The organism is Plantibacter sp. MDV22-iso1, assembly GCF_058408345.1.
In genome coordinates, this window is sequence record NZ_JBZVDY010000004.1 from 332,539 (window position 1) to 356,494 (window position 23,956).

Genomic DNA, 23,956 nt, shown 5'->3' on the forward strand with positions numbered 1-23,956 from the left:
CTTGCAACGGGTGCCCGAGATGGTGAGGACCGGCTGAGCTCGGCCTCGCCGTCCGACTCGGTACAGCGACCAGTCTGGGGAACGGAGGTTTCCGCACGACTGTCAGCGTGTTTCCGACGTGTTACGCGAGTGCCGTCCAGGTAAACAGCGTGTTTCGTGACCGGCTGGGACCGGTCAATCCATCGAGGTGAGGGCGATCATGCGCGACATCGCGCGCAGGTACTTCTTGCGGTACCCACCGTTGAGCATGTCGCCGCCGAACACCTCGTCGAGGGCGGTGCCGGTGGTGACCACGGGGATCTGTGCGTCGTACACCCGGTCGATGAACGCGACGAGCCGGAGCGCCTGGCCCTGGTCGGTCAACTCGTGGACGTCGCGGAGCGCGATCAGGTCGACGCCGTCGAGGAGTCCGATGAACCGTGAGGGGTGGACGGCGGCGAGGTGCGTGATGAGACCGTCGAAGGTGTCGACCGTGACGTTCCGGCCGGCGGCCGCCGCCTCCTCGGTGCGGGCGTCGAACCGCTCCTCGGAGCTCACCACGGCATGACCCTCGATGCTGCGACGGCGGTAGTCGGTGCCGTCGATGCGGAGGGTCTCAAAATTGGCGCTCATGGCCTGGATCTCGCGGAGGAAGTCGGCTGCGGCGAAGCGGCCCTCCCCCAGGGCGTTCGGCGGCGTGTTGGAGGTCGCCGCGATCCTCGTCCCGGTCGCGACGAGTTCCCCGAGCAGTCGGGTCATGACCATCGTGTCGCCCGGGTCGTCGAGCTCGAACTCGTCGATGCAGATGAGCGTCGCGCCCGTCAGCTGCGCGACCGCCGCCGCGTAGCCGAGCGCTCCGACGAGGGCCGTGTACTCGATGAAGGTGCCGAAGTACTTCTTCCGACCGGGCGCATCGTGCCAGAGCGCGGCCAGGAGGTGGGTCTTGCCGACGCCGAAGCCACCGTCCAGGTAGATGCCCGGCTTGGCCGCCGACACCTTGGGCTTCCGCCGTCCGAAGAAGCCGCCACCGCCACCGGCCTGGGGCGCGAAGAAGGCGCGGAGCTTCTCGACCGCGGCCGCCTGGCCAGGGAAATCGGGATCCGGACGGTACGAGTCGAAGCTCGCCTGCTCGAACTGCCGGGGTGGCGTCAGGCTCGCGACGATCTCGGCGCCACTGACCGTGGGGACACGGTCGGCGAGGCTGCGGAATCCGGTCGGGACGGAAGGCGTGGTCACGGCAAACCTCTGGCTCTGCATGGGTGCTGGGTTACGGCGTCTGACGCATCGGTGTGGTTCGGTGGCGCGGACGGCGTACTGTCGAAGGGACAGGCTTCCAGCCTAGATGCACGACACCCGAGCCACACCGCAGCCAGCTGCACGACCGGAGGTACCCATGACCGTCGACGCCGATTCGACCTCGACCAAGTTCACCGCCTACGCCCACCCCGAGCGCCTCGTCACGGCGGAGTGGCTCGAAGCGCACCTGGGCGAACCCGGTCTCGTCGTCGTCGAGTCCGATGAGGACGTCCTCCTCTACGAGACCGGCCACATCCCCGGCTCGGTGAAGGTCGACTGGCACACCGACCTCAACGACCCGGTCGAGCGCGACTACATCGACGGAGCCGCCTTCGCCGCGCTGCTGGGGTCCAAGGGGATCTCGCGAGACGACACCGTCGTCATCTACGGCGACAAGAACAACTGGTGGGCCGCCTACGCCCTGTGGGTCTTCAGCCTCTTCGGACACGAGGACGTCCGGCTGCTCGACGGTGGACGCGACAAGTGGATCGCTGACGGCCGGGCGGTCACCCGCGACGCCACGGAGCGCGACGCCGTCGAGTACCCCGTGGTGGAGCGCGACGACACGGCCCTCCGCGCCTACAAGGACGATGTGCTCGCCCACCTCGGCAAGCCGCTCATCGACGTCCGCTCCCCCGAGGAGTACAGCGGTGAACGCACCACGGCGCCCGCCTACCCCGAAGAGGGTGCGCTCCGCGCCGGTCACATCCCGAGTGCGCAGAGCGTCCCGTGGGGCAAGGCGGTCGCCGAGGACGGCACCTTCCGGCCGGCCGAGGAGCTGGACGCGATCTACCGCGACGGCGCGGGCCTCGCCGAGGGCGACGAGGTGATCGCCTACTGCCGCATCGGCGAGCGGTCGAGTCACACGTGGTTCGTCCTGCAGCACCTGCTCGGGTTCGACAACGTCCGCAACTACGACGGGTCCTGGACGGAATGGGGCAGCGCCGTGCGCGTGCCGATCGTGCAGGGCGCCGAGCCTGGCGACGCACCGACGCGCTGAGCCCGTCCACCCACCGCCCTTCCGCACTGCTTCACGGTGCGGGAGGGCGGTCCGCTGTTCCCGGCTGCGATACTGGAGTGACCATGACCGATTCCCTCCTCGCCCCGAACCTCGCCGAGATCCGAGATGAGTTCCTCGCCGTCGAGGAACGCTCACGGCTGCAGCTGCTCCTCGAATTCAGCGACGAGCTGCCAGACCTCCCGGAGCGGTACCGCGACCACCCCGATCTCATGGAGCGGGTGCTCGAGTGCCAGGCGCCCGTGTTCTTCTTCGTCGAGGTCGACGAGGACGGCATCGTGCACCTGTTCGCCACGGCTCCCGAGGAAGCCCCGACCACGCGCGGATTCGCGAGCATCCTCGTCCAGGGGCTCGCCGGGCTCACCGTCGACGAGGTCCTCGCCGTCCCCGACGACTTCCCGCAGATGATCGGACTCTCCCGGGCGGTGTCGCCCTTGCGACTGCGCGGGATGTCGGCGCTGCTCGGCAGGACGAAGCGCCGTCTCCGCGAACTCGCCTGAGTCGTCGGCCCGTCGGTCAGTGCCCGGGCGGTAGCGGCACGAGCTCGTCGAGCCAGTCCGAGACCGCGGCGGTCCACCGCTCCGGGTCGTAGTTCCAGAGCTTCGTGTGACGGGCGACGGTGAACGGGACGAACGTCACGATGTCCGGTCGTGCGAGGGCGAGCGCCCGCGACGGCCCCGCCGGGACGTAACCGTCGTCGTCACTGTGCATCAGCAGGATCGGCAGCGTGAGGTCGGCGGCGTTGGCGACGTAGTCGAGCCGACCGAGATCGATGCTCGTCGCCTGCCCGGTCAGGAGGCGTCCCCACCGGCGGCTGATGGCGAGCAGGGCGACCCGACCCACGACGCTCGGGATCCGGTTCTCGCGGGCCTGGTGCTGCAGGACGTCCACCCAGTCGATGACCGGCGAATCGAGCGCGACGGCGCGGAGGAGTTCGGGGTGCGTCGTCCGCCGTGAGGCCTGGAGCACGATCGCTCCGCCCATGGACCAGCCCATGAGCACGACGTCTGCGGCGCCCTGTTCGCGCACCCAACCGATCGCGGCGTCCACGTCGCGCCACTCCTCGTCGCCGAGCGCGTAGCGGAAGTCCAGCGCGGGCGGAGCATCGCCGTCGTTGCGGTAGGAGACGAGCAGGCACGAGTACCCGGCGTTACGGAAGCTCGGCACAGCTCGGAGCGCTTCGGATCGCGTGGTCCCCCGGCCGTGCACCAGGACGGCCCAGCGGGTGGACGGTCCGTCCTCCGGGTGGATCGCCCACGCCGGCGCCGGCCCGAGCGGGGTCGGGACGAGCACGTCCTCGTGGGCGAGACCCAGCTCCTCCGGGCGGCGGAAGAACCACCCGCTGAACTCGGCCTCCTGGCCGACGCGGAGCGCGTCGACGTCGCCGCCGAGGAGCGTCCGGACCACCGTGTGCTGCCGCACCTCGAGGATGTCGCCCAGCTGCACGTAGGCGGCACGTCTCGTCACCCAGCTGCCGTAGCGGCCCGGGACGATCGTGTCCGGGGACGCGACGAGTTCGATCGTCCCTCCGGCACGGTCCAAGCCGACGATGCGTGCCTCGCTCGGGCGGTCCCGAGCCGGGACCACCACCTTGCGGGCGATGGTCGCGACGACGGCGAGTCCGAGGGCGCCGACGGCGGCAGCGGCTCCGCCGGCGATGACGATCGCATCCGTCGCCGAACCCCGTCGTCGGATGCCGGGGCCCGCCACTCCTCGACCGCCTGCCTGCGACCGGGGTCCGCGTCTCCGCCCGGCGTGCCTCTGCCCATTCATCGGGATGTAACTCTAGTCTTCAGTCGTGGTAGAGAGTCCGACGACGGCAAAGGTTCCCGAAGAGTTCGCCCGAGCGGTGGACGCTGTTCGCGCTGCAGCCGTCCGGCCCGATCTGAGAGTCACGGAGATCCCCGCGCCGAGCAATCTCGCGCCGTTCGCCATCGCCCTCGCGGCGGACGTCTCGCCGAGTCGCCACGATGCCGACTCCGACCTCGGTACGGGGCGGTTCGTCCTCCTCTACGACCCCGACGGTTCCGACGCCTGGGGCGGACGCTTCCGCGTCGTCTGCTTCGCCCAGGCTCCCCTGGAGACCGAGATCGGACTCGACCCGTTCTTGGCCGAGGTCGCCTGGTCCTGGCTCGTGGACGCCCTCGACACCCGTGGCGCCTCCTACCAGGCGGCGTCCGGCACCGCGACGAAGATCATCTCGAGTGGCTTCGGGGAGCTCGCCCGCCAGGGCGACGGCGCACAGATCGAGCTCCGCGCGTCGTGGACACCGCTGGAAAGCGACGTCGCGGCGCACGTGGAAGGATGGGGAGAGCTGCTGTGCATGCTCGCCGGCTTGCCTCCGACCACCGAAGGGGTCTCCCTGTTGTCCGTCAAACGAGCTCACCGTGAGTGACGCGGCGCCCGGATCGGCGCCGCTCGTCCCGCCGCCCGCACCGACCGCACCACGGGTCGTCACCGACACCCGCGAGGCCTACCTCGCCTCACTCGAGGTGCTCGCCGCCGGTCACGGACCGTTCGCGCTCGACGCCGAACGCGCGTCGGGCTACCGGTACTCGCAGCGGGCCTACCTGATCCAGGTCTACCGCCGCGGTGCCGGGGTCTTCCTCTACGACCCGCCCGCGATCGGCTCCATGGCCGAACTCGGTGCCCTGATCCAGGGTGAACGCTCGATCCTGCACGCGGCCAGCCAGGACCTCGCCTGCCTCCGCGAGGTGGGCGTCGACCCGAGCGAGCTCTTCGACACCGAACTGGGTGCCCGTCTGCTCGGGCTGCCGCGTGTCGGGCTGGGTGCCGTGGTCGAGGAACTGTTGGGCATCCATCTGGCGAAGGAGCACTCCGCCGCCGACTGGTCGACCCGCCCGCTCCCCGCCTCCTGGCTCGAATACGCGGCGCTCGACGTCGAGCTGCTCGTCGACGCCGCGGAGGAGCTGGCAGCCCGCATCGAGGATGCCGGGAAGAGCGACATCGCGCGCCAGGAGTTCCAGGCGACGCTGGCCCGGGAGGCGAAGGCACCCCGCGCCGAGCCCTGGCGCCGCCTCTCCGGACTCCACGCCGTGCGCGGACAACGCAACCTCGCCGTCGCTCGCGAGCTCTGGATCGCGCGTGACGAACTCGCGCAGCGCCGCGACACCGCCCCCGGGCGGCTCATCCCCGACGCCTCGATCACCGCGGCCGCGAAGGCCAACCCCAGCTCGAAGCGCGACCTCGCAGCCCTTTCGGACTTCCGTGGGCGCGCGAGCCGCACCGAACTCGACCTCTGGTGGAACGCGATCCACACCGGCCAGACCACCGAGGACCTCCCCGGTGCCCGACCGGCGAGCGATACGCTGCCACCGCCACGCAGCTGGTCCGACAAGAATCCCGACGCGCACGCCAGGTACACCGCGGCACGGACGAAGATCCTCGCGACGGCGGAGTTCCTGACGATGCCGGTGGAGAACCTGCTCACGCCGGAGACGCTGCGCCGACTGGCCTGGACGCCGCCCGAACCACTCACCGTCGAGACGGTCGCCGCAGCACTCGCCGAGCACGAGGCACGCCCTTGGCAGATCGACGCGACCGCCCGGGCGATCACCGACGCCTTTGTCGAGTCGGCCCAATCCCCGGTGGAGCCTGACCCGGACGCTTCGTAGGAAGCGCTGCACCCGGGTGTCCACCCGTGTCTGCCGCCTAGGATCGGGGCGTACCCCGAGAATGAGGAGGCAACGTGGCCGAACAAGCCGACGTCGTATTCGTTGATGGAGTCCGGACACCGTTCGGACGAGCCGGCGAAAAGGGCATGTACTGGAACACCCGGGCTGACGACCTGATCGTCAAGGCGATCATCGGGCTGCTCGAACGTCATCCCGGTCTGCCGCTCGACCGCATCGACGAGGTCGCCATCGCGGCGACGACCCAGCAGGGCGACCAGGGGCTCACGCTCGGCCGCACCGCCGCGCTGCTCGCCGGCCTCCCGAAGTCCGTCCCCGGATTCGCGATCGACCGCATGTGCGCCGGAGCGATGACCTCGGTCACGACGCTCGGCAGCGGCATCGCGTTCGGTGCCTACGACCTCGTCCTCGCCGGTGGCGTCGAACACATGGGGCGTCACCCCATGGGGCTGGACGCCGACCCGAACCCGCGGTTCCTCGCCGAGCGCCTCGTCAGTGAGGACGCGCTCAACATGGGCAAGACGGCCGAGCGCATCCACGACCGGTTCCCGCAGCTCACGAAGGAACGCTCCGACCGCTTCGGCATGCGCAGCCAGCAGAAGGTCGCGGCCGCCTACGAAGCCGGGCGGATCCAGCCCGACCTCGTCCCGGTCGCGCTCCGGAGCGACAGTGGATGGGGTCTCGCCACCTGCGACGAAGGACTCCGGCCCGAGACCACGATGGAGGGGCTCGCCGGACTGAAGACGCCGTTCCGGCCCCACGGCCGTGTCACCGCAGGCAACGCCTCGCCGCTGACCGACGGCGCCACGGTGAGTCTGCTCGCCAGCGCCTCGACGGCGAAGGAGCTCGGTCTCACGCCGAAGATGCGCCTCGTCAGCTTCGCGTTCGCGGGCGTCGAGCCCGAGATCATGGGTATCGGTCCCGTCCCCTCCACGGAGAAGGCGCTGCGGAAGGCCGGTCTGTCGATCGAGGACATCGGGCTGTTCGAACTGAACGAGGCCTTCGCCGTCCAGGTGCTCTCATTCCTCGACCACTTCGGCATCGACGACGAAGACCCGCGGGTGAACCCGTGGGGTGGCGCGATCGCGGTCGGGCACCCGCTCGCAGCCTCCGGCGTCCGACTCATGATCCAGCTCGCGGCGCAGTTCGCCGAGCACCCCGAGGTGCGCTACGGCCTCACGGCGATGTGCGTCGGCCTCGGCCAGGGCGGCACCGTGATCTGGGAGAACCCGTACTTCACCGGCAAGAAGGGACGCAAGTAGATGACCGACTACACGACCATCGACTTCTCGGAGCTCGTCGCGATCAGCGGCGACGACGAGGTCGTGACGCGCTCCTACGTCAAGGACGTGCGCCTGGCGAGCGGACGCACGATCGCGCTCATCACCCTCGACAACGGACGCGACCACACCCGGCCGAACACGCTCGGCCCGGTCACGCTGCTCGAGCTCGACGGCGTCCTCGAGGCGCAACGGACCCGTGCCGCATCGGGCGAGATCGACGGCGTCGCCATCACGGGCAAGCCGTTCATCCTGGCGGCCGGCGCCGACCTGAGCAAGGTCGGCGACATCCCGTCCCGTGAGGTCGCGACCAAGCTCGCGCAGCTCGGCCACCATGTCTTCGGCAAGCTCGAGGACCTCGGTGTACCGACCTTCGTCTTCATCAACGGACTCGCGCTCGGTGGCGGACTCGAGATCGGCCTCAACGCGAACTACCGGACCGTCGACGCCTCGGCGCCCGCGATCGCGCTCCCCGAGGTGTTCCTCGGACTCATCCCGGGCTGGGGCGGCGCCTACCTGCTCCCGAACCTGATCGGCATCGAGAACGCGCTCAACGTCGTCATCTCCAACCCGCTCAAGAACAACCGGATGCTCAAGGCGCAGGACGCGCTCGCCTACGGCATCGCCGACGTCATGTTCCCCGCCGCCAACTTCCTCGAGGACTCCCTGCGGTGGGCCGACGGGGTGCTCGGTGGCACGGTGACCGTGCAGCGCAAGAACGTGCCGGGGAAGGTCGAGCGGACGATCAAGTGGCCGCTCGCCATCAGCACCGCCCGCAAGATGCTCGAGAGCAAGATCGGCACCGTCGCGAAGTCGCCCTACGCGGCCCTCGACCTGCTCGAGGCCGCCCGCAGCGGCACGAAAGCGCAGGGGTTCGAGCGGGAGGACCGGGCGCTGTCCGAGCTCATCGTCGGCGACCAGTTCCAGGCCAGCATGTACGCGTTCGACCTCGTGCAGAAGCGGGCCAAGCGTCCTGCGGGTGCGCCCGACAAGCAGCTCGCCCGACGGGTCACCAAGGTCGGCATCATCGGTGCCGGGCTCATGGCGAGTCAATTCGCGCTGCTCTTCCTCCGGCGACTCCAGGTGCCGGTGGTCATCACCGACCTCGACCAGGGCCACGTCGACGCCGGCGTCGCCCGGATCCACGGCGAGATCGACACCCTCCGCGGGAAGGGCCGCATCTCCCCCGACGAGTCGAACCGTCTGAAGGCGCTCCTGTCCGGAACCACGGACAAGGCCGACTTCGCGGACTGCGACTGGGTCATCGAGGCCGTCTTCGAAGAGGTCGGCGTCAAGCAGAGCGTCTTCGCCGAGGTCGAGCAGTACGTCTCGGAGCAGGCGGTCCTCGCGACGAACACGTCCTCGCTCTCCGTCGAGGAGATCGGGGCGAAGCTCGCGCACCCCGAGCGGCTCGTCGGCTTCCACTTCTTCAACCCGGTCGCCGTCATGCCGTTGCTCGAGGTCGTCCGCACACCCCAGACGGACGACGAGACGCTCGCGACGGCCTTCGCCACCGCGGCGAAGCTGAAGAAGAGTGCCATCCTCACCGCCGACGCTCCCGGCTTCATCGTCAACCGACTCCTGGCGAAGGTCATGGGTGAGGCGGCGCACGCCCTGGACGCCGGCACCCCGCTGCTGACGGTCGAACGTGCCTTCGCGCCCATCGGCCTGCCGATGACGCCCTTCCAGCTCATCGACCTCGTCGGTTGGAAGGTCGCCGCGCACGTGCAGGACACGATGGTCGGGAAGTTCCCCGACCGGTTCTTCGCGTCGGAGAACCTCCACCGGCTCGCAGGCCTGGACTCGGTCGTCGAGAAGGACAAGGGCGGCAAGGTGACCGGCTTCACGAAGCAGGCTCAGAAGGTGCTCGTCACGGGCGACAGCCCGCTCAGCGAGGACGAGATCCTGCGACGGGTCGAGGACGGGCTCGCGTCGGAGATCAAGCTCATGTTGGACGAGGGCGTCGTCTCAGCCGCCCAGGACATCGACCTCGGGCTCATCCTCGGTGCGGGTTGGCCCTTCCAGGACGGCGGAGCGACGCCGTACCTGGATCGTGTCGGTGCGAGCGAGCGTGCCTTCGGCGACACCTTCCACCACCCGCCCATCCGGGGCGTCCAGGCGTAGTCCGCGCGATGTCGCGAGAGCGGGGTGTCCTCCACCATCGGTGGACGGCACCCCGCTCTCGTCGTTGAGCCTCGAGCGACGCCGGCCCTCAGCGAATGCCAGAGCTCAGCGGTCGACGGTGCTCATGTCCGGATACCGGTCGCCGGCCGGGAGACGGAGTGCGTCGAGTCGAGCGAGCGCATCGGCCGACAGGGAGAGCTCGTCGGCGCCGAGGTTCTCCTCGAGGTACGGGATCCGCTTCGTGCCGGGGATCGGTGCGATGTCGTCACCCTGGGCGAGCAACCAGGCGAGCGCCACCTGGGCCGGTGTCGCTTCGAGGGACGCGGCGATCCGGTCGACCTCTTCGACGATCGCGATGTTCGCAGCGAGGTTGTCCCCCGCGAAGCGTGGGTTGGCGCGACGGAAGTCGGTTTCGTCGAGCACGTCGAGCGATCGGATCGTGCCGGTGAGGAACCCGCGACCGAGCGGCGAGTACGGGACGAAACCGATGCCCAACTCACGGACGGTCGGCAGGATCTCCGCCTCGGGGTCGCGGCTCCAGAGCGAGTACTCCGTCTGCAGAGCCGTGATCGGGTGCACGGCGTGTGCACGCCGGATCGTGTCCGGAGCCGCCTCCGACAGACCGATGTACCGGACCTTGCCCTCGGTGACGAGCTCCGAGAGTGCACCCACCGTCTCCTCGATGGGCACGCCCGGATCCACGCGGTGGAGGTAGTAGAGGTCCACGACGTCGGTCCCGAGCCGGCGCAGCGATCCCTCGATCGACAGGCGCACGTTCGCGGCGCTGCCGTCGGCGCCGAACTGTCCGTCACTGGAATTGCGGATCGTCCCGAACTTGGTCGCGAGGGTCACCTCGTCCCGGCGTGATCCGAGTGCAGCGCCGAGCAGTTCCTCGTTGAGGTAGGGACCGTACATCTCAGCGGTGTCGAAGAAGGTGACGCCGAGGTCCAAGGCACGGTGGATCGTCGCGGTCGACGCCGCATCGTCGAGGGCGGCACCGGTGTAGAACGCCGACATCCCCATGCAGCCGAGGCCGATCCGGGCGATGTCTGGTCCGGCTGTGCCGAGTGTGATGTGCTTCATCGTGTTGCCACCTGTCCTGTGTAGAGTTCGATCTTGCGATCGATGACCTCCAGCGACTGCTGCATCTCCTCGAGGCGGGCCAGGAACGAGATCCGATGCCGCAGCAGCAGCTCGAGCCTCGCCTCGGCGGTGTCGTCGCCACGCTGCGCCAATTCCGTGTACTCGCGGAGCGTCGCGATCGGCATGCCCGTCGATCGGAGTCTCGTCAGGAACACGACCCAGGACACGTCGCCCTCGCTGTAGCGGCGGTGCGTCGATGAGCTGCGGCCGATCGGACGTGGCATGAGCCCTGCGCGCTCGTAGTACCGGAGCGTGTGGACGCTCAGTCCGGTTCGTTCGGCGACGTCGGAGATGGCGTAGCCCTCGTGAAGAGTGGTCATGTCCACACGATACGACTTCGAGTGCACTCGAAGTCAAGCGCGCCACAGCCCGCGGTCAGGCGCCGTGCGGCCTCGTCGTGCTCCGCTCCGAAGACGTGTCCTGCTCGACGCGGTCGTCAGGCAGTGGGCGGGCTACGGGGATCCGGCTGCCGAGGACCTGTGCCACGACGTCGCGGGCGATCTGCTGCGCCGTGAGGCCCGCATCCTCGAGGATCTGCTCGCGGGACGCGTGGTCGATGAACTCGTCCGGCACGCCGAGCTCGTCGACGGCCGTGTCGACGCCGGCCTCGCGGAGGGTCTGCCTGATGCGGGTGCCGATGCCTCCGACGCGGATGCCGTCCTCGATGGTGATCACGAGCCGGTGCGCCGCGGCGAGCTCGACGAGCGATTCGGCGACGGGGACCACCCAGCGGGGGTCGACGACGGTCGCGCCGATGCCCTGCTGGGCGAGTCGGTCCGACACGTCGATCGCGATGGGCGCCATCGGGCCGACGGCGACGATGAGGACGTCCGGCTGCTCGGTCGTCCGGAGGACGTCGACACCGTCGTGGAGACGCTCGACGGCCGGGAGTTCGGCGGGGGCGCTGCCCTTCGGGAACCGGATGACGGTCGGGGCGTCGTCGATAGACACGGCCTCACGCAGTTCCTCGCGCAGCCGCTCGCCATCACGCGGTGCAGCGATCCGGATACCCGGGACGACCTGCAGGATCGCGAGGTCCCAGATGCCGTGGTGGCTCGGTCCGTCGGGGCCGGTCACGCCGGCGCGGTCGAGGACGACCGTGACTCCCGCACGGTGCAGCGCGACGTCCATGAGCAGTTGGTCGAAGGCGCGGTTCACGAACGTCGCGTACACGGCCACCACCGGGTGCAGCCCGCCGAAGGCGAGCCCGGCCGCCGAGGTGAAGGCGTGCTGCTCGGCGATGCCGACATCGTGCACGCGCTCGGGGAAGCGTTCGGCGAAGGCGTGGAGCCCGACCGGTCGCAGCATGGCGGCGGTGATGGCGACGACGCGGTCGTCGGCCTCGGCCACCGCGAGCATCTCCTCGCTGAACACGGCCGTCCAGGACGGGCGGGCGGCCGCCCCGACGGGCTCCCCGGTCTCGGGGTCGATCACGCCGACGGCGTGGAACTGATCGGCGTCGTCGTCCCGTGCCGGCTGGAAGCCACGACCCTTCTCGGTGATCGCGTGGACGATCACCGGTGCGCCGTAGTGCTTCGCCTGGGTCAGGGCCTCCTCCATCGCGTGGATGTCGTGTCCGTCGACCGGCCCGATGTACTTGATGTCGAGGTTGGAGTAGAGCGCCTCGTTGTTCGTGAGACGGGACAGGAACCCGTGGGCGCCTCCGCGGACACCCCGGTAGAGCGCACGTCCCGGACCGCCGAGGAGGTTGAAGGCCCGCTGGCTGCGCTCGCGCAGGTCGCGATAGCTCCGGCGGGTCCTCACGCCGCTCAGGAACCGCGCCATACCGCCGATGGTCGGCGCGTAGGACCGGCCGTTGTCGTTGACGATGATGACGAGCCGGCGGGTGTTGTCGTCGCTGATGTTGTTGAGCGCCTCCCACGTCATGCCGCCCGTCAGCGCGCCGTCGCCGACGACCGCCACCACATGGCGCTCGTCCTGCCCGGTCATCTGGAAGGCGCGGGAGATACCGTCCGCCCAGCTGAGCGAGCTCGAGGCGTGCGAGCTCTCGACGATGTCGTGCTCGGATTCGGAACGCTGCGGGTAGCCGGCGAGGCCGCCGCGGGTCCGGAGCCCGGAGAACTCCTGACGGCCGGTCAGGAGTTTGTGGACGTAGGACTGGTGACCGGTGTCGAACACCATCGGATCCGTCGGGGAGTCGAACACCCGGTGCATCGCGATCGTGAGCTCGACGACGCCGAGGTTCGGACCGAGGTGTCCGCCGGTCTTGGAGACGTTGGCGATGAGGAAGGCGCGGATGTCGCCGGCGAGTTCGACGAGTTCCGCCTCGGAGAGGCCGTCGAGGTCCCGGGGTCCGTTCACCTGATCGAGCACTGTCACGCTGTCGTCCCTCCACCGTGGGCCGACCGATCGCTCGGAGCCCGTCTTTCGAGTGTACGCGTCGTGGGCGGGGTGGGCGGCGAACGCCGCAGGCCGGCCCCGACGGTTGCTGTCGGGACCGGCCTGGTGGTAGAGCCTCGTCGTCAGACGAGGCTGCGGAGCACGTACTGCAGGATGCCGCCGTTGCGGTAATAGTCGGCTTCACCGGGCGTGTCGATGCGGACGACCGCGTCGAACTCGACCGGCTCCTTGCCGGGAGCCGAGTGCTCGCTCGGGACGGCGCTCACGCGGACCGTCTTCGGCGTGGTGCCGTTGTTGAGCTCCTCGAGACCGGCGATCGACACGATCTCCGTGCCGTCGAGTCCGAGGGAGGCCCAGCTCTCGCCTTCCGGGAACTGCAGTGGGACGACGCCCATACCGATGAGGTTCGAGCGGTGGATGCGCTCGAAGCTCTCGGTGATGACCGCCTTGACACCGAGGAGGCTCGTGCCCTTCGCCGCCCAGTCGCGGGAGGAACCGGAGCCGTACTCCTTGCCACCGAAGATGACGAGGGGCGTGCCCTCGGCCTGGTAGTTCTGCGACGCGTCGTAGATGAACGACTGCGGTGCGTCGGGCTGCGTGAAGTCGCGGGTGTAGCCGCCCTCCACACCGTCGAGCAGCTGGTTCTTCAGGCGGATGTTCGCGAACGTGCCGCGGATCATGACCTCGTGGTTGCCGCGGCGCGAGCCGTAGGAGTTGTAGTCCTTACGACCGACACCGTGCTCGTCGAGGTACCGGCCTGCGGGCGAGTCTGCCTTGATGTTGCCGGCCGGGCTGATGTGGTCGGTCGTGACCGAGTCGCCGAGCTTCGCGAGGACGCGCGCACCGACGATGTCGGAGACGGGGGTCGTCTCCATGGTCATGCCGTCGAAGTACGGGGGCTTCCGCACGTACGTCGACTCCTCGTCCCACTCGAAGGTCGAGCCCTCGGGGGTCTGGAGCGAACGCCAGCGCTCGTCGCCGTCGAAGACGCCGCTGTACTCGTGGTCGAACATCTCCTTGTTGATGGAGGTGTCGATCGTGTCCTGGACCTCTGCCGCGTCGGGCCAGATGTCCTTCAGGAAGATGTCGTTGCCGTCGGCGTCGACACCCAGGGCGTCGACCTCGAAGTCGAAGTTCATCGACCCCGCGAGGGCGTAGGCGATGACCAACGGCGGGCTCGCCAGGTAGTTCATCTTGACGTCCGGGTTGATCCGGCCCTCGAAGTTGCGGTTGCCCGAGAGGACGGCGGTGACGGCGAGGTCGTTGTCCTGGACGGCGGTCGAGATCTCGTCGAGCAGCGGACCGGAGTTGCCGATGCAGGTCGTGCAGCCGTAGCCGACCGTGTAGAAGCCGAGGTCCTCGAGGTACTCGGTGAGACCGGCCTTCGCGTAGTAGTCGGTGACGACCTTGGACCCCGGAGCGAGCGTGGTCTTGACCCACGGCTTCGCCTTCAGGCCCTTCTTGCTCGCGTTCCGGGCCAGGAGGCCTGCGGCCAGCATGACCGACGGGTTCGAGGTGTTGGTGCACGAGGTGATCGCGGCGATAGCGACGGCGCCGTGGTCGAGGGTGAAGTCGACCCCGTTCTCCTCGAGGGTGACCTGGGTCGGCTTCGAGAGGGACGCCGGAGCGTGGCTGCGGTGCGTGTGGTGGTGGTGGTTGTTCTCGTCCTCGTCCTGCGGCGTGGTGCCGGCCGGGTCGGAGGCGGGGAAGGAACCGGCGCCGACGAGGTCGACGATGTCGTGCTCGACCGTGGCGTAGTCGACGAGGTCCCGCTCGAACTGCGACTTGGCGTCGCTCAGCTCGATGCGGTCCTGCGGGCGCTTCGGGCCGGCGATCGACGGCACGACGGTGGCGAGGTCGAGCTCGAGGTACTCGCTGAAGACCGGCTCGACGTCCGCGTCGTGCCAGAGCTTCTGGGTCTTGGCGTAGGCCTCGACCAGCGCGATCTGCTCCTCGCTGCGGCCGGTGAGGCGCAGGTAATCGAGCGTGACGTCGTCGATCGGGAACATGGCGGCCGTCGAGCCGAACTCGGGGCTCATGTTGCCGATGGTGGCGCGGTTCGCGAGCGGCACCTCGGCGACGCCTGCTCCGTAGAACTCGACGAACTTGCCGACGACCCCGTGCTTGCGGAGCATCTGGGTGATGGTGAGGACGACGTCCGTCGCCGTGACGCCCGTCGGGATGGAGCCGTTCAGCTTGAAGCCGACGACCTTCGGGATGAGCATGGAGACGGGCTGGCCGAGCATGGCGGCCTCCGCCTCGATGCCGCCGACGCCCCAGCCGAGCACGCCCAGGCCGTTGACCATGGTCGTGTGCGAGTCGGTGCCGACACAGGTGTCGGGGTAGGCGCGCAGGACGCCGCCGACCTCGCGCGTCATGGTGACGCGAGCGAGGTACTCGATGTTGACCTGGTGCACGATGCCGGTTCCCGGCGGAACGACCTTGAAGTCGTCGAACGCCGTCTGACCCCAGCGGAGGAACTGGTACCGCTCGCCGTTGCGCTCGTACTCGAGTTCGACGTTGCGCTCGAGCGCGTTCTCGCTGCCGAAGAGGTCGGCGATGACCGAGTGGTCGATGACCATCTCGGCCGGGGCGAGCGGGTTGATCTTGTCGGCGGAACCGCCGAGTGCCTCGACCGCTTCGCGCATGGTGGCGAGGTCGACGATGCACGGCACGCCGGTGAAGTCCTGCATGACGACACGGGCCGGGGTGAACTGGATCTCGGTGTCGGGGTCCGCGGTCGGAACCCAGTCGCCGATAGCCCGGATGTGTGCCTCGGTGATGTTGGCACCGTCTTCGGTGCGCAGCAGGTTCTCAAGGAGCACCTTGAGGCTGAACGGCAGCTTCTCGTGACCCTCCACCGTGTCGATGCGATAGATCTCGTAGTCGGTCGTCCCGACAGTCAGGGTGTCTTTCGCCCCGAAGCTGTTCACGGTGGACATATCGTCTTCTCCTTCGTTGGCGGCGGCGAGTGCTCACTCACGTGCGTTCCGACCAATCTTGCTGCTGGCGGGTGCTCCGCGGCTAGCAAGGCTTGCCTAACTACAGGCTCGGGCGCGTCGTGTCATCTCGGCATCGCTCATCTATCTTGATGTCGAGACAATTCTAGCATCGAGGATGAGGTCCTCCCGACATGACGAGAGCCCGGCCCGAGACGCGGTGACGCGTCGGGCCGGGCTCTCGGCGGATCACTCGGTGGATGCCTGCGGCGCCTTCGGGAACACGGCGCGGACGACGAGCCAGCTGAGGACGAGTAGCGGCGCGTAGAGCGGGATGCCCATGAGGAGCCGGAGCGTCCCGAGGAGCTCGACGTTCCCACTGAAGTAGAGGGGCAGCTGCACGAGGAGTCGTGCGGCGAACATGGCCACCCACACCAGCGTGAGCCACCGCATGGCGCGTCGTTGTCCGGGGTGGGACCGCCAGCTCGTGCCGCTGCCCATGAGGTAGCCGGCCACGAGCCCGACGACGGGCCACCCGACGAGCACCGAGACGAGGAGGGCCACAGCGTAGGCGCCGTTGGTCCAGAACCCGACGACGTAGAAGTCCTCCGCGCGCCCGGACAGCAGAGCCAGGGCTGCTGAGAGTGCGATCCCGAGGAGGCCGCCGACGGCCTGCGTGACCGGCTGCCGCTGGACGAGGCGTGCCACGGAGAAGAGGACCCCGAGTGCGACCGGAGCGATGATCGACGGGACCAGGTCGAGGGTCAGCGTGTAGACGACGAGGAACAGGAGTCCGGGCAGGATCGCCTCGACGATGCCGCGCACGCCGCCCATGGCGAGCAGCAGCGCCTTGCCGGTGGGGGCGTCGCCCTCGGCCATCGCGCCCAGACCGGACTTGCGTGCGGCGGCACCGAACGCGGCGGACATCGATTCACCGAGCCGCTGCCGATCCGCGTCACCCGTGGCGTCAGGGGAATCCGACGCGTCACGGCGTTCGACCGGGTCGACTCCGCGGGGCTCCGGTTCTCGTGCGTCCGTCATCGACTACGCGCTCGTGGCAGTCGGCATGCGCAGCGGGATGAGGTCGCGCGGCGGCATGGGCGAGTTGCCCCGGACGACGACGAGGCTGCGGAAGAGGTCGTCCACGAGCGCTGCGGCGTCCGGCTTCGACGCGCCCTCCCCCGCGACGACGCCGCGGAGGAACCAGCGCGGACCGTCGACGCCGATGAAGCGTGCCAAGTGGGTCGCGTCGGTGCCTGCGGCACCACCGGTCGGCACCTCGGCGACGAGCTCCGGGCCGAACTCGCCTTCGCGCTCGGTCACGGTGCCGCCCTGCTGGGCGATCTGCTCGGCGATCTGCGCGCGGGTCTCGTTCCACAGGCCGGTCGACCGCGGGGCGGCGAACGGCTGGACCTGCAGGGTGGAACCGGCGTAGTCGAGGCCGACCGCGACGACGCGCTTCGTCGCCTCCTCCACCTCGAGGCGGAGGTTCAGACCTTCCCGCGGCAGCACCTTGACGCCACCGAGGTCGATGTAGGGGCGGACGGGGTTGGCCTCGCTCTCGTCGAACGGGCCGGCGGTCTCGCGGTCCTCGGGTGCGGACTTCGCGTCGTCGGGCAGCTCCGCGTCGAGGTCGAGGTCGGGGAGGTCTTCGAGTTCGCTCATGCGAGGTTTCCTGTCTGCGCGGCACCGTCGGTGCTGATGGTTGGGTCGGTGGCGGCCGGTGACGCGGCGAGCGAGCCGACGCCGGTCGAACCGAAGCCTCCGGCTCCACGAGCGCTGCCTGGCAATCGCTCCACCGGGATGAAGTTGGCCCGGGACACCGGCATCACGATGAGCTGGGCGATGCGGTCGCCCGGCTCGACGGTGAAGGAGGTGTGACAGTCGGTGTTGAGGAGCGTGACCTTGATCTCGCCGCGATATCCGGCGTCGACCGTGCCGGGTGAGTTGACGACGGTGATGCCGTGTTTCGCCGCGAGGCCGCTTCGCGGGACGACGAACGCGGCATGGCCGTCGGGCAGGGCGATCGAGACGCCGGTGCCGACGAGGGCGCGCTCACCCGGTTCGAGCACGACGTGCTCGGCGGACACGAGATCCGCACCCGCATCGCCGGGGTGTGCATAGCCGGGCAGATCCGGCGCGATAATGAGTACGTCAACGCTTTCGGTCACGAATCGAGGGTAGTGCAGTTCTCTGAGACAAGGCAGACATGCAGCCGTACCGTGAAACCCTCTGGCCCAGCCCCTGGGTCATCATCGCCCTCGCCCTCGTGGTGCCGGCGACCATGCTCGTCCTCGCGCCCGTTTCACTCGCGGCGGGGATCGTCGGGGCGGTGGTGCTGTACGGCGGATGCCTTGCGCTGGCGTTCGGGACGGCGCCGAGGATCCAGGTCTCCGAGTCGAGCCTCTCGGTCGGGAAGGCGTCGATCCCGCTCGGGTTCATCGGTGAGGTCGTGGTGTACACCGGGACGGACGCGACCGCTCAGCTCCGCACCAAGCTCGATGCACGCGCCTGGCTCATGATCCGCGGATGGGTGCACAGCCTCGTGAAGGTGGAGATCGTCGATCCGGCCGATCCGACGCCGTACTGGCTGCTGTCGTCCCGTCGCCCGCAGGCCCTCGCGGATGCGATCGCCAGCGCGCGCACGCACGCCTGAGGCTGCCGCCGCTCGAACCGGTCACCGCTCGAATCCGCAACGACAGAACCCCTCCGGATCGTGATCCGGAGGGGTTCTGTCTGCCGCTCGCGCGGCGGTGCTGTCAGGCTGCGCACTCCGCGCAGATCGGGCCGAACTTGCCCTCGTGGTCGAGCTGCGAGCGGTGCTTCACCAGGAAACACTCCATGCAGGTGAACTCGTCCGCCTGAGGCGGGAGCACGACGACGTCGAGGTCGAGGTCGGAGAGGTCGGATCCACCCAGGTTGTAGTCACCCGGGTTGTCAGCGTCTTCGGAGTCGACGACTCCGGACAGCTTGTCTGGAACGCGCTCCTTCAGGGCCTCGATCGACTCGGAATCGTCGTCGGTCTTGCGGGGAGCGTCGTAATCAGTTGCCATGCCTATCCACTTCTCGATGCCGTCGGAACAAAATCGGCGGGCACAGTTTGCATCAGTTCCGCATGAATTGCAAACCGTGTTCGGGAGGGTGTGCGGAACCTTCCCGTGCAACTGACGGCACGCCCGGCGTATTCCCCGAATACGCCCGTGATCCGTGAGAACGTGGGTCAATCACGTGGCACGCTGAGAGGCATTCATCATGCAGGAATTGAAGGTAGTCGGAGCGGAGCTCGGCGCTCTGATCGTTGCAGATCGGAACGAGGAGGAATACCGCCTCATCGTCGACGATTCGTTCCACGTCCACCTGCGGCGGGCGAAGCCGGCCGGTGCGCCGATCGGTGGCAACACCAAGATCTCTCCGAGGGAAGTGCAGGCGCACATCCGTAGCGGGCTCTCCGCCGAGGACGTCGCAGCGGTCACCGGTGCCTCGCTGGAGTACGTTCAGCGGTTCGAGGGTCCGGTGATGGCGGAGCGCGAGCACATCGTCGGCACCGCCCTCGGCGTCGCCGTCCTGCCGACGACCGACACGTCGGCCGACGACATCGAGGCCACCTTCGGGAACGTCATCCGGGCTCGACTCGAGAAGCTCGGCGCGACCGACGAACGGTGGACGAGCTGGAAGGAACCCGAGGGTGGCTGGATCGTCAAACTGTCCTTCACGGCCGACCAGGTCGACCACGACGCCCGCTGGGCGTTCGAGCCGAAGAAGCTCGCTCTCACGCCCATCGGGAGTGAAGCCACGACCCTCTCGCGTCAGGGCGACCTGCCGGCAGCGCTGATCCCCCGGTTGCGTGCGGTCGACACCGACGACTCCCCCGACACCTCACGCTTCGACAGCGGCGCGTTCTCCCTGGACCGGGTGTCGACGCCGCAGCAGACCGAGGCCGACCGGCCCGCCGAGACGCGTCCGATCGAGCCGTTGCCGTTCGCGGCCGACACGGGCTTCGGCCGTGCACCGTCCTCGAAGGCTGCGACCCAGGCCGCGATCAACCGTGAGGCGTCGAGCCCCGAGCAGCACAACCAGACCGCCGACCTGTTGGAGGCGCTCCGCAAGCGCCGTGGCGAGCGGGAGGCCGCTCCCAGCGAACCCGAACCTGCCGAGCGCCCCAGTGCGCCGCACGCCGTCCCGGATCAGCAGACGCCGCTGGCGGTGTTCGACACCGGTGAGTTCGAGGCGGCGCAGCAGCGACGCGCGGGCGATGCCGAATCCTCCGATGGTGGCGCGCCGTCCGGGGCCAAGGCGCGCCGCGGCCGAGCGTCGATGCCGTCCTGGGACGAGATCGTGTTCGGTGCGAAGTCCGACGACGACCCGGTCTGATCGGTCAGGGCTTCAGGGCTCGTAACGACCGAGGCCGAGGAGCGGTATCCGGCGTTCGTCGTCGGTGAGCGATCCGTGCTGTCCGATCATGCCCCTCGCGCTCTGATCGGCGGGACGTGAATCGTAGTAGGCGATGCGCTTGCGGGCGGCGACGATGACGTCGCCGATGCGCGGCAGCACCTCAGGGTCGACCTCGCCGTACCAGCCGTGGTCGACCGCCTGCTCGCGTGTCGCGATCCAGGCGCGGCCACCTTCCTCGGCTCGCCAGGCCTCAGCCAGGCGCTCCCGATCCGCTGGACCCGCGTCGGCGTCGAGATAGAGGTGCAGGCATCGCGGCTCCCCGCCGATGTGGCGGACTCCGGCGACCAGCTCGGGCACCTGGTCGAAGAGCACGTGCTGATGGGGTGCGACGTCGATCACCCCGTGATCGGCGGTGACGAGCGCGCCGGTCGACGCGGGCAGTCGCGACGACCACCGCTTGAGATCGCCGTCGAGCTCCTCGAGGAGCGCCGTCCAGCGTCCCGACTCCCACCCGTACTCGTGCGCCGCCTGGTCGAGCTCGGGGACGTACACGTAGCTGAGTGTGGGTCCGGCGGTCGTGGACGCGATCTCGCGGGCCGCGTCGAGGCGGTCCGCCATCGAGCGGCCTGCCCGGTAGTCCGCCCCTCGGAGCACGGCCCGGGTGAAGCCCGAGTTGCGATACCGCTCCTGACCGATCACCGTCGTCGTGACGCCCTCGGCTCTCGCCCGCTCGAACACGGTCGGGAGGCGCTGCCAGGTCTCGGGCACCATGCCGGCGTCCCAGCCGCTGAGCTGGTTCACGACCCGGTCGCCCGCCACGTCCCGTGCGCGATAGCTGACGAGGCCGTGCCGACCCGGCAACGCCCCCGTGGTCAGCGTCGCGATCCCGGCCGCGGTCGTCGACGGGAACGCCGACGTCGTGGTGGAGCGCGGACCGAGGCGCGGCGCGAGGAACCGAGCGTGGGCGGCTGCTCCACGGAGGTTCGCGGCGCCGAGCCCGTCGACGAGGACGACGACGGCATGGTCGGCCCGGGGCAGCGATCCACCGCCCACCGTCAGGGATGCGAGGCAATCCGGGAGGACACCGGCAAGGCTGCGTGACTCCGGATCGACCGTCGGTAGCATGGTGGTCATCGGGCTCAGTCTCGCACACCGCGCTGACGACCACGCCCCGCCATCCTCGCCGAGCACCGGCTCGACTCCCCTCAGCAGAGACACGGAATGACCCGCCAACAGCAGACCCCGCCGACGGAGACCAGTGGCGAGCGCATCGAGGACATCGATGTCTCGTCGGAGATGCAGACCTCCTTCCTGGAGTACGCCTATTCGGTCATCTACGCCCGCGCCCTCCCCGACGCGCGCGACGGCCTGAAGCCGGTGCAGCGCCGCATCCTCTACCAGATGACCGAGATGGGCCTGCGCCCGGATCGTGGCCACGTGAAGTCGGCCCGCGTCGTCGGCGAGGTGATGGGGAAGCTGCACCCGCACGGCGACACGGCGATTTACGACGCCCTCGTCCGCCTCGCACAGCCCTTCACCCTCCGCGTCCCGCTCATCGACGGGCACGGGAACTTCGGCTCACTCGACGACGGGCCCGCCGCGCCGCGGTACACGGAGGCCCGGCTGGACGCCGCCGCGCTCGCCCTGACGGCCGACCTCGACGAGGACGTCGTCGACTTCGTCCCGAACTACGACAACCAGTTCATGCAGCCCGAGGTCCTCCCGGCCGCGTTCCCGAACCTCCTCGTGAACGGCGCCAGTGGTATCGCGGTCGGTATGGCGACCAACATGGCGCCGCACAACCTCGTCGAGGTGATCGGTGCCGCACGGCACCTCCTCGCGCACCCCCAAGCCACCCTCGAGGACCTGATGGAGTTCGTCCCAGGTCCCGACCTGCCCTCCGGCGGCACGATCGTCGGACTGGACGGCATCAAGGACGCCTACGCCACCGGTCGCGGCTCCTTCAAGACCCGCGCCAAGGTCTCCGTCGAAGCGGTCACCGCGCGGAAGACCGGTCTGGTCATCACCGAACTGCCCTACCTGGTCGGTCCGGAGAAGATCATCGAGAAGATCAAGGACGGCGTCAGCTCCAAGAAGCTCAACGGCATCTCCGACGTCACCGACCTGACGGACCGCATCCACGGGCTCCGCCTCGTGATCGGGATCAAGACCGGGTTCTCCCCCGAGGCCGTCCTGGAGCAGCTCTACCGCTACACGCCACTCGAGGACTCCTTCAGCATCAACAACGTCGCGCTCGTCGACGGCGGCCCGCAGACGCTCGGCCTCCGGGACCTGCTGCAGGTGTACGTCGACCACCGCATCAGCGTGGTCACCCGTAGGAGCCGGTTCCGATTGGCGAGACGCAAGGAACGCCTCCACCTCGTGGAGGGGCTCCTCATCGCCATCCTCGACATCGACGAGGTCATCCAGGTCATCCGCGCGAGCGACGACTCCGAACAGGCCCGCGCGCGCCTCATCGAGGTCTTCGACCTCTCGCAGCTCCAGGCCGAGTACATCCTCGAACTCCGTCTCCGACGACTCACCAAGTTCTCGCGGATCGAGCTCGAGGCCGAGCGCGACAAGCTGTTGGCCGAGATCGCCGAACTCGAGCGGTTGCTCGGGAGCCAACGACTCATCCGCGCGGCGGTCTCCGCAGAGCTCGCTGCGGCGGCCGAGCAGTTCGGCACACCGCGCCGGACCATGCTGACGAACGCGAAGCCGAGCGTCGCGACCACGGGCCGGGGGAAGAGCGCCCCGGTCCTCGAGCTCGCCGACACCCCGTGCCGCGTCTACCTCAGCGCGACCGGACGGGCGCTCCGCGTCGACCTCGAGCAGGACGCGCCCGCACCACGACCCGGTCGACGGAGCAAGCACGATGCGATCCTGAGCGTCGTCGAGACCACGAGCCGCACCGAACTCGGTGCAGTCACGAGTCTCGGTCGCGTCATCCGGTTCACCCCGCTCGACCTCCCCGCGGTGCCGGCGGCCTCCATCCAGCTCGCGGCCGGAGTCCGGATGGGCGAGTACCTCTCGCTCCCGAACCGCGATGAGCGCGTGCTGGCGATCGTCTCGCTGACCTCGGAGCAGCCGATCGTGCTGGGAACCGAGACCGGCGTGGTCAAGCGGGTCATCCCCGGCGACCTGCCGAACAAGCCGGACTTCGAGGTCATCACGCTCAAGCCGCGCGACCACGTCGTCGGGGCGACGCAGGTCGGCGACGACGCGGAACTCGTCTTCGTCGCCTCCGACGCACAGCTGCTCCGTTTCCCCGCGACGTCCGTCCGTCCGCAGGGGCGGGCCGCGGGTGGCATGGCCGGCATCAACCTGGCAGCCGGTGCGAAGGTCGTCTCGTTCACGGCGGTCCTGCCCACCGACGACGTCGTCGTCGTGACGGTCGCGACCAATTCGCTGACCCTCGCCGGAACGGACACCGGGAGCGCGAAGGTGTCGGAGTTCTCCGAGTTCCCCGCCAAGGGTCGCGCCACCGGCGGTGTCCGATCGCAACGCTTCCTGAAGGGCGAGGACCAGCTGGCCGTCGCGTGGGTCGGCGCCGCTCCGGCACACGCCGTCGGGACGGACGGGACACCGCGGACGCTCCCGGAGGTCGGCGCGAAGCGGGATGCCTCAGGGGTGCCGCTCGATGCCCCCGTCGGGTTCATCGGCGGCGCGATCACCGCACCGGCGGCACCGGCGACGGACGACGCGGTAGCGAGCGACGAATCGTCCTGATCGGAGCTGCACACCGACGAAGGCCCGGATCGAGCGCACTGC

Annotated in this window: 20 protein-coding genes; 9 read left to right on the forward strand and 11 right to left on the reverse strand. The window is 69.2% G+C overall.

Going from position 1 to position 23,956, the window contains the following annotated elements; genetic code table 11:
- Positions 1 to 174: 174 nt before the first annotated feature.
- Positions 175 to 1,236, reverse strand: a complete 1,062-nt coding sequence (gene zapE / locus AC4PMY_RS18590; protein ID WP_064293795.1) for a cell division protein ZapE — start codon at positions 1,234 to 1,236, stop codon at positions 175 to 177.
- Between the two features lie 136 nt (positions 1,237 to 1,372).
- On the opposite strand from zapE, the gene AC4PMY_RS18595 reads away from it, so the two are divergent.
- Together AC4PMY_RS18595 and AC4PMY_RS18600 are read left to right on the forward strand one after the other, a co-directional pair.
- Positions 1,373 to 2,275, forward strand: a complete 903-nt coding sequence (locus AC4PMY_RS18595) for a sulfurtransferase (RefSeq protein ID WP_064293794.1) — start codon at positions 1,373 to 1,375, stop codon at positions 2,273 to 2,275.
- A gap of 83 nt (positions 2,276 to 2,358) precedes the next feature.
- Positions 2,359 to 2,793 carry a SufE family protein gene (locus tag AC4PMY_RS18600; protein WP_071260092.1) on the forward strand — a complete coding sequence of 145 codons (435 nt, stop codon included), beginning with the start codon at positions 2,359 to 2,361 and terminating at the stop codon, positions 2,791 to 2,793.
- A gap of 16 nt (positions 2,794 to 2,809) precedes the next feature.
- Here AC4PMY_RS18600 and AC4PMY_RS18605 read toward each other — a convergent pair whose 3' ends face one another.
- Positions 2,810 to 4,003, reverse strand: coding sequence for an alpha/beta hydrolase family protein (locus tag AC4PMY_RS18605; protein WP_491623364.1), 1,194 nt, complete (start codon positions 4,001 to 4,003; stop codon positions 2,810 to 2,812).
- An 88-nt stretch (positions 4,004 to 4,091) separates the two neighbouring features.
- Here AC4PMY_RS18605 and AC4PMY_RS18610 point away from each other — a divergent pair, with 88 nt between their 5' ends.
- The 4 genes from AC4PMY_RS18610 to AC4PMY_RS18625 all read left to right on the forward strand — a co-directional run bounded on the left by AC4PMY_RS18610 (position 4,092) and on the right by AC4PMY_RS18625 (position 9,350).
- The gene (locus AC4PMY_RS18610) at positions 4,092 to 4,688 is read left to right on the forward strand and encodes a DUF3000 domain-containing protein (protein WP_079002473.1); all 597 of its coding nucleotides are present in this window, start codon (positions 4,092 to 4,094) and stop codon (positions 4,686 to 4,688) included.
- A complete protein-coding gene (locus tag AC4PMY_RS18615) occupies positions 4,681 to 5,928 on the forward strand; it encodes an HRDC domain-containing protein (RefSeq protein WP_491623365.1) in 1,248 nt (415 codons plus the stop codon). The genes AC4PMY_RS18610 and AC4PMY_RS18615 overlap by 8 nt, the downstream gene beginning before the upstream one ends.
- 74 nt (positions 5,929 to 6,002) lie before the next feature.
- A complete protein-coding gene (locus AC4PMY_RS18620) occupies positions 6,003 to 7,208 on the forward strand; it encodes a thiolase family protein (RefSeq protein ID WP_491623366.1) in 1,206 nt (401 codons plus the stop codon).
- On the forward strand, positions 7,209 to 9,350 hold the full coding sequence (locus AC4PMY_RS18625) for a 3-hydroxyacyl-CoA dehydrogenase NAD-binding domain-containing protein (RefSeq protein WP_071260083.1): 2,142 nt from the start codon (positions 7,209 to 7,211) through the stop codon (positions 9,348 to 9,350).
- Between the two features lie 105 nt (positions 9,351 to 9,455).
- Here AC4PMY_RS18625 and AC4PMY_RS18630 read toward each other — a convergent pair whose 3' ends face one another.
- The 7 genes from AC4PMY_RS18630 to dut all read right to left on the reverse strand — a co-directional run bounded on the left by AC4PMY_RS18630 (position 9,456) and on the right by dut (position 17,964).
- Positions 9,456 to 10,433, reverse strand: coding sequence for an aldo/keto reductase (locus tag AC4PMY_RS18630; protein ID WP_071260080.1), 978 nt, complete (start codon positions 10,431 to 10,433; stop codon positions 9,456 to 9,458).
- Positions 10,430 to 10,813: a MerR family transcriptional regulator gene (locus tag AC4PMY_RS18635; RefSeq protein WP_071260356.1), complete on the reverse strand. Its 384-nt coding sequence runs from the start codon at positions 10,811 to 10,813 to the stop codon at positions 10,430 to 10,432. The genes AC4PMY_RS18630 and AC4PMY_RS18635 overlap by 4 nt, the downstream gene beginning before the upstream one ends.
- A gap of 55 nt (positions 10,814 to 10,868) precedes the next feature.
- Complete coding sequence (gene dxs, locus AC4PMY_RS18640; protein ID WP_491623367.1) at positions 10,869 to 12,833, reverse strand: 1-deoxy-D-xylulose-5-phosphate synthase; 1,965 nt, start codon at positions 12,831 to 12,833, stop codon at positions 10,869 to 10,871.
- 143 nt (positions 12,834 to 12,976) lie between these two features.
- Entirely contained in the window at positions 12,977 to 15,796 is a 2,820-nt protein-coding gene (locus tag AC4PMY_RS18645; RefSeq protein ID WP_071260076.1) for an aconitate hydratase, read from the reverse strand.
- Between the two features lie 246 nt (positions 15,797 to 16,042).
- The gene (locus tag AC4PMY_RS18650) at positions 16,043 to 16,834 is read right to left on the reverse strand and encodes a DUF3159 domain-containing protein (RefSeq protein WP_064293785.1); all 792 of its coding nucleotides are present in this window, start codon (positions 16,832 to 16,834) and stop codon (positions 16,043 to 16,045) included.
- Between the two features lie 3 nt (positions 16,835 to 16,837).
- Positions 16,838 to 17,458, reverse strand: a complete 621-nt coding sequence (locus AC4PMY_RS18655) for a DUF3710 domain-containing protein (RefSeq protein ID WP_071260074.1) — start codon at positions 17,456 to 17,458, stop codon at positions 16,838 to 16,840.
- Positions 17,455 to 17,964 carry a dUTP diphosphatase gene (dut, locus tag AC4PMY_RS18660; RefSeq protein ID WP_491623368.1) on the reverse strand — a complete coding sequence of 170 codons (510 nt, stop codon included), beginning with the start codon at positions 17,962 to 17,964 and terminating at the stop codon, positions 17,455 to 17,457. The genes AC4PMY_RS18655 and dut overlap by 4 nt, the downstream gene beginning before the upstream one ends.
- Positions 17,965 to 18,002: 38 nt before the next feature.
- Here dut and AC4PMY_RS18665 point away from each other — a divergent pair, with 38 nt between their 5' ends.
- Positions 18,003 to 18,449: a DUF3093 domain-containing protein gene (locus tag AC4PMY_RS18665; RefSeq protein ID WP_071260072.1), complete on the forward strand. Its 447-nt coding sequence runs from the start codon at positions 18,003 to 18,005 to the stop codon at positions 18,447 to 18,449.
- A gap of 103 nt (positions 18,450 to 18,552) precedes the next feature.
- Here AC4PMY_RS18665 and AC4PMY_RS18670 read toward each other — a convergent pair whose 3' ends face one another.
- Positions 18,553 to 18,846: a DUF4193 domain-containing protein gene (locus AC4PMY_RS18670; RefSeq protein WP_056005937.1), complete on the reverse strand. Its 294-nt coding sequence runs from the start codon at positions 18,844 to 18,846 to the stop codon at positions 18,553 to 18,555.
- 199 nt (positions 18,847 to 19,045) lie between these two features.
- Here AC4PMY_RS18670 and sepH point away from each other — a divergent pair, with 199 nt between their 5' ends.
- Positions 19,046 to 20,164 carry a septation protein SepH gene (sepH, locus tag AC4PMY_RS18675; RefSeq protein WP_071260070.1) on the forward strand — a complete coding sequence of 373 codons (1,119 nt, stop codon included), beginning with the start codon at positions 19,046 to 19,048 and terminating at the stop codon, positions 20,162 to 20,164.
- Positions 20,165 to 20,176: 12 nt separating this feature from the next.
- Here the strand turns inward: sepH and AC4PMY_RS18680 are convergent, their stop codons facing one another.
- The gene (locus AC4PMY_RS18680) at positions 20,177 to 21,319 is read right to left on the reverse strand and encodes an alkaline phosphatase family protein (RefSeq protein ID WP_071260068.1); all 1,143 of its coding nucleotides are present in this window, start codon (positions 21,317 to 21,319) and stop codon (positions 20,177 to 20,179) included.
- Positions 21,320 to 21,406: 87 nt separating this feature from the next.
- On the opposite strand from AC4PMY_RS18680, the gene AC4PMY_RS18685 reads away from it, so the two are divergent.
- Entirely contained in the window at positions 21,407 to 23,914 is a 2,508-nt protein-coding gene (locus AC4PMY_RS18685; protein ID WP_491623369.1) for a DNA gyrase/topoisomerase IV subunit A, read from the forward strand.
- Positions 23,915 to 23,956 lie beyond the last annotated feature (42 nt).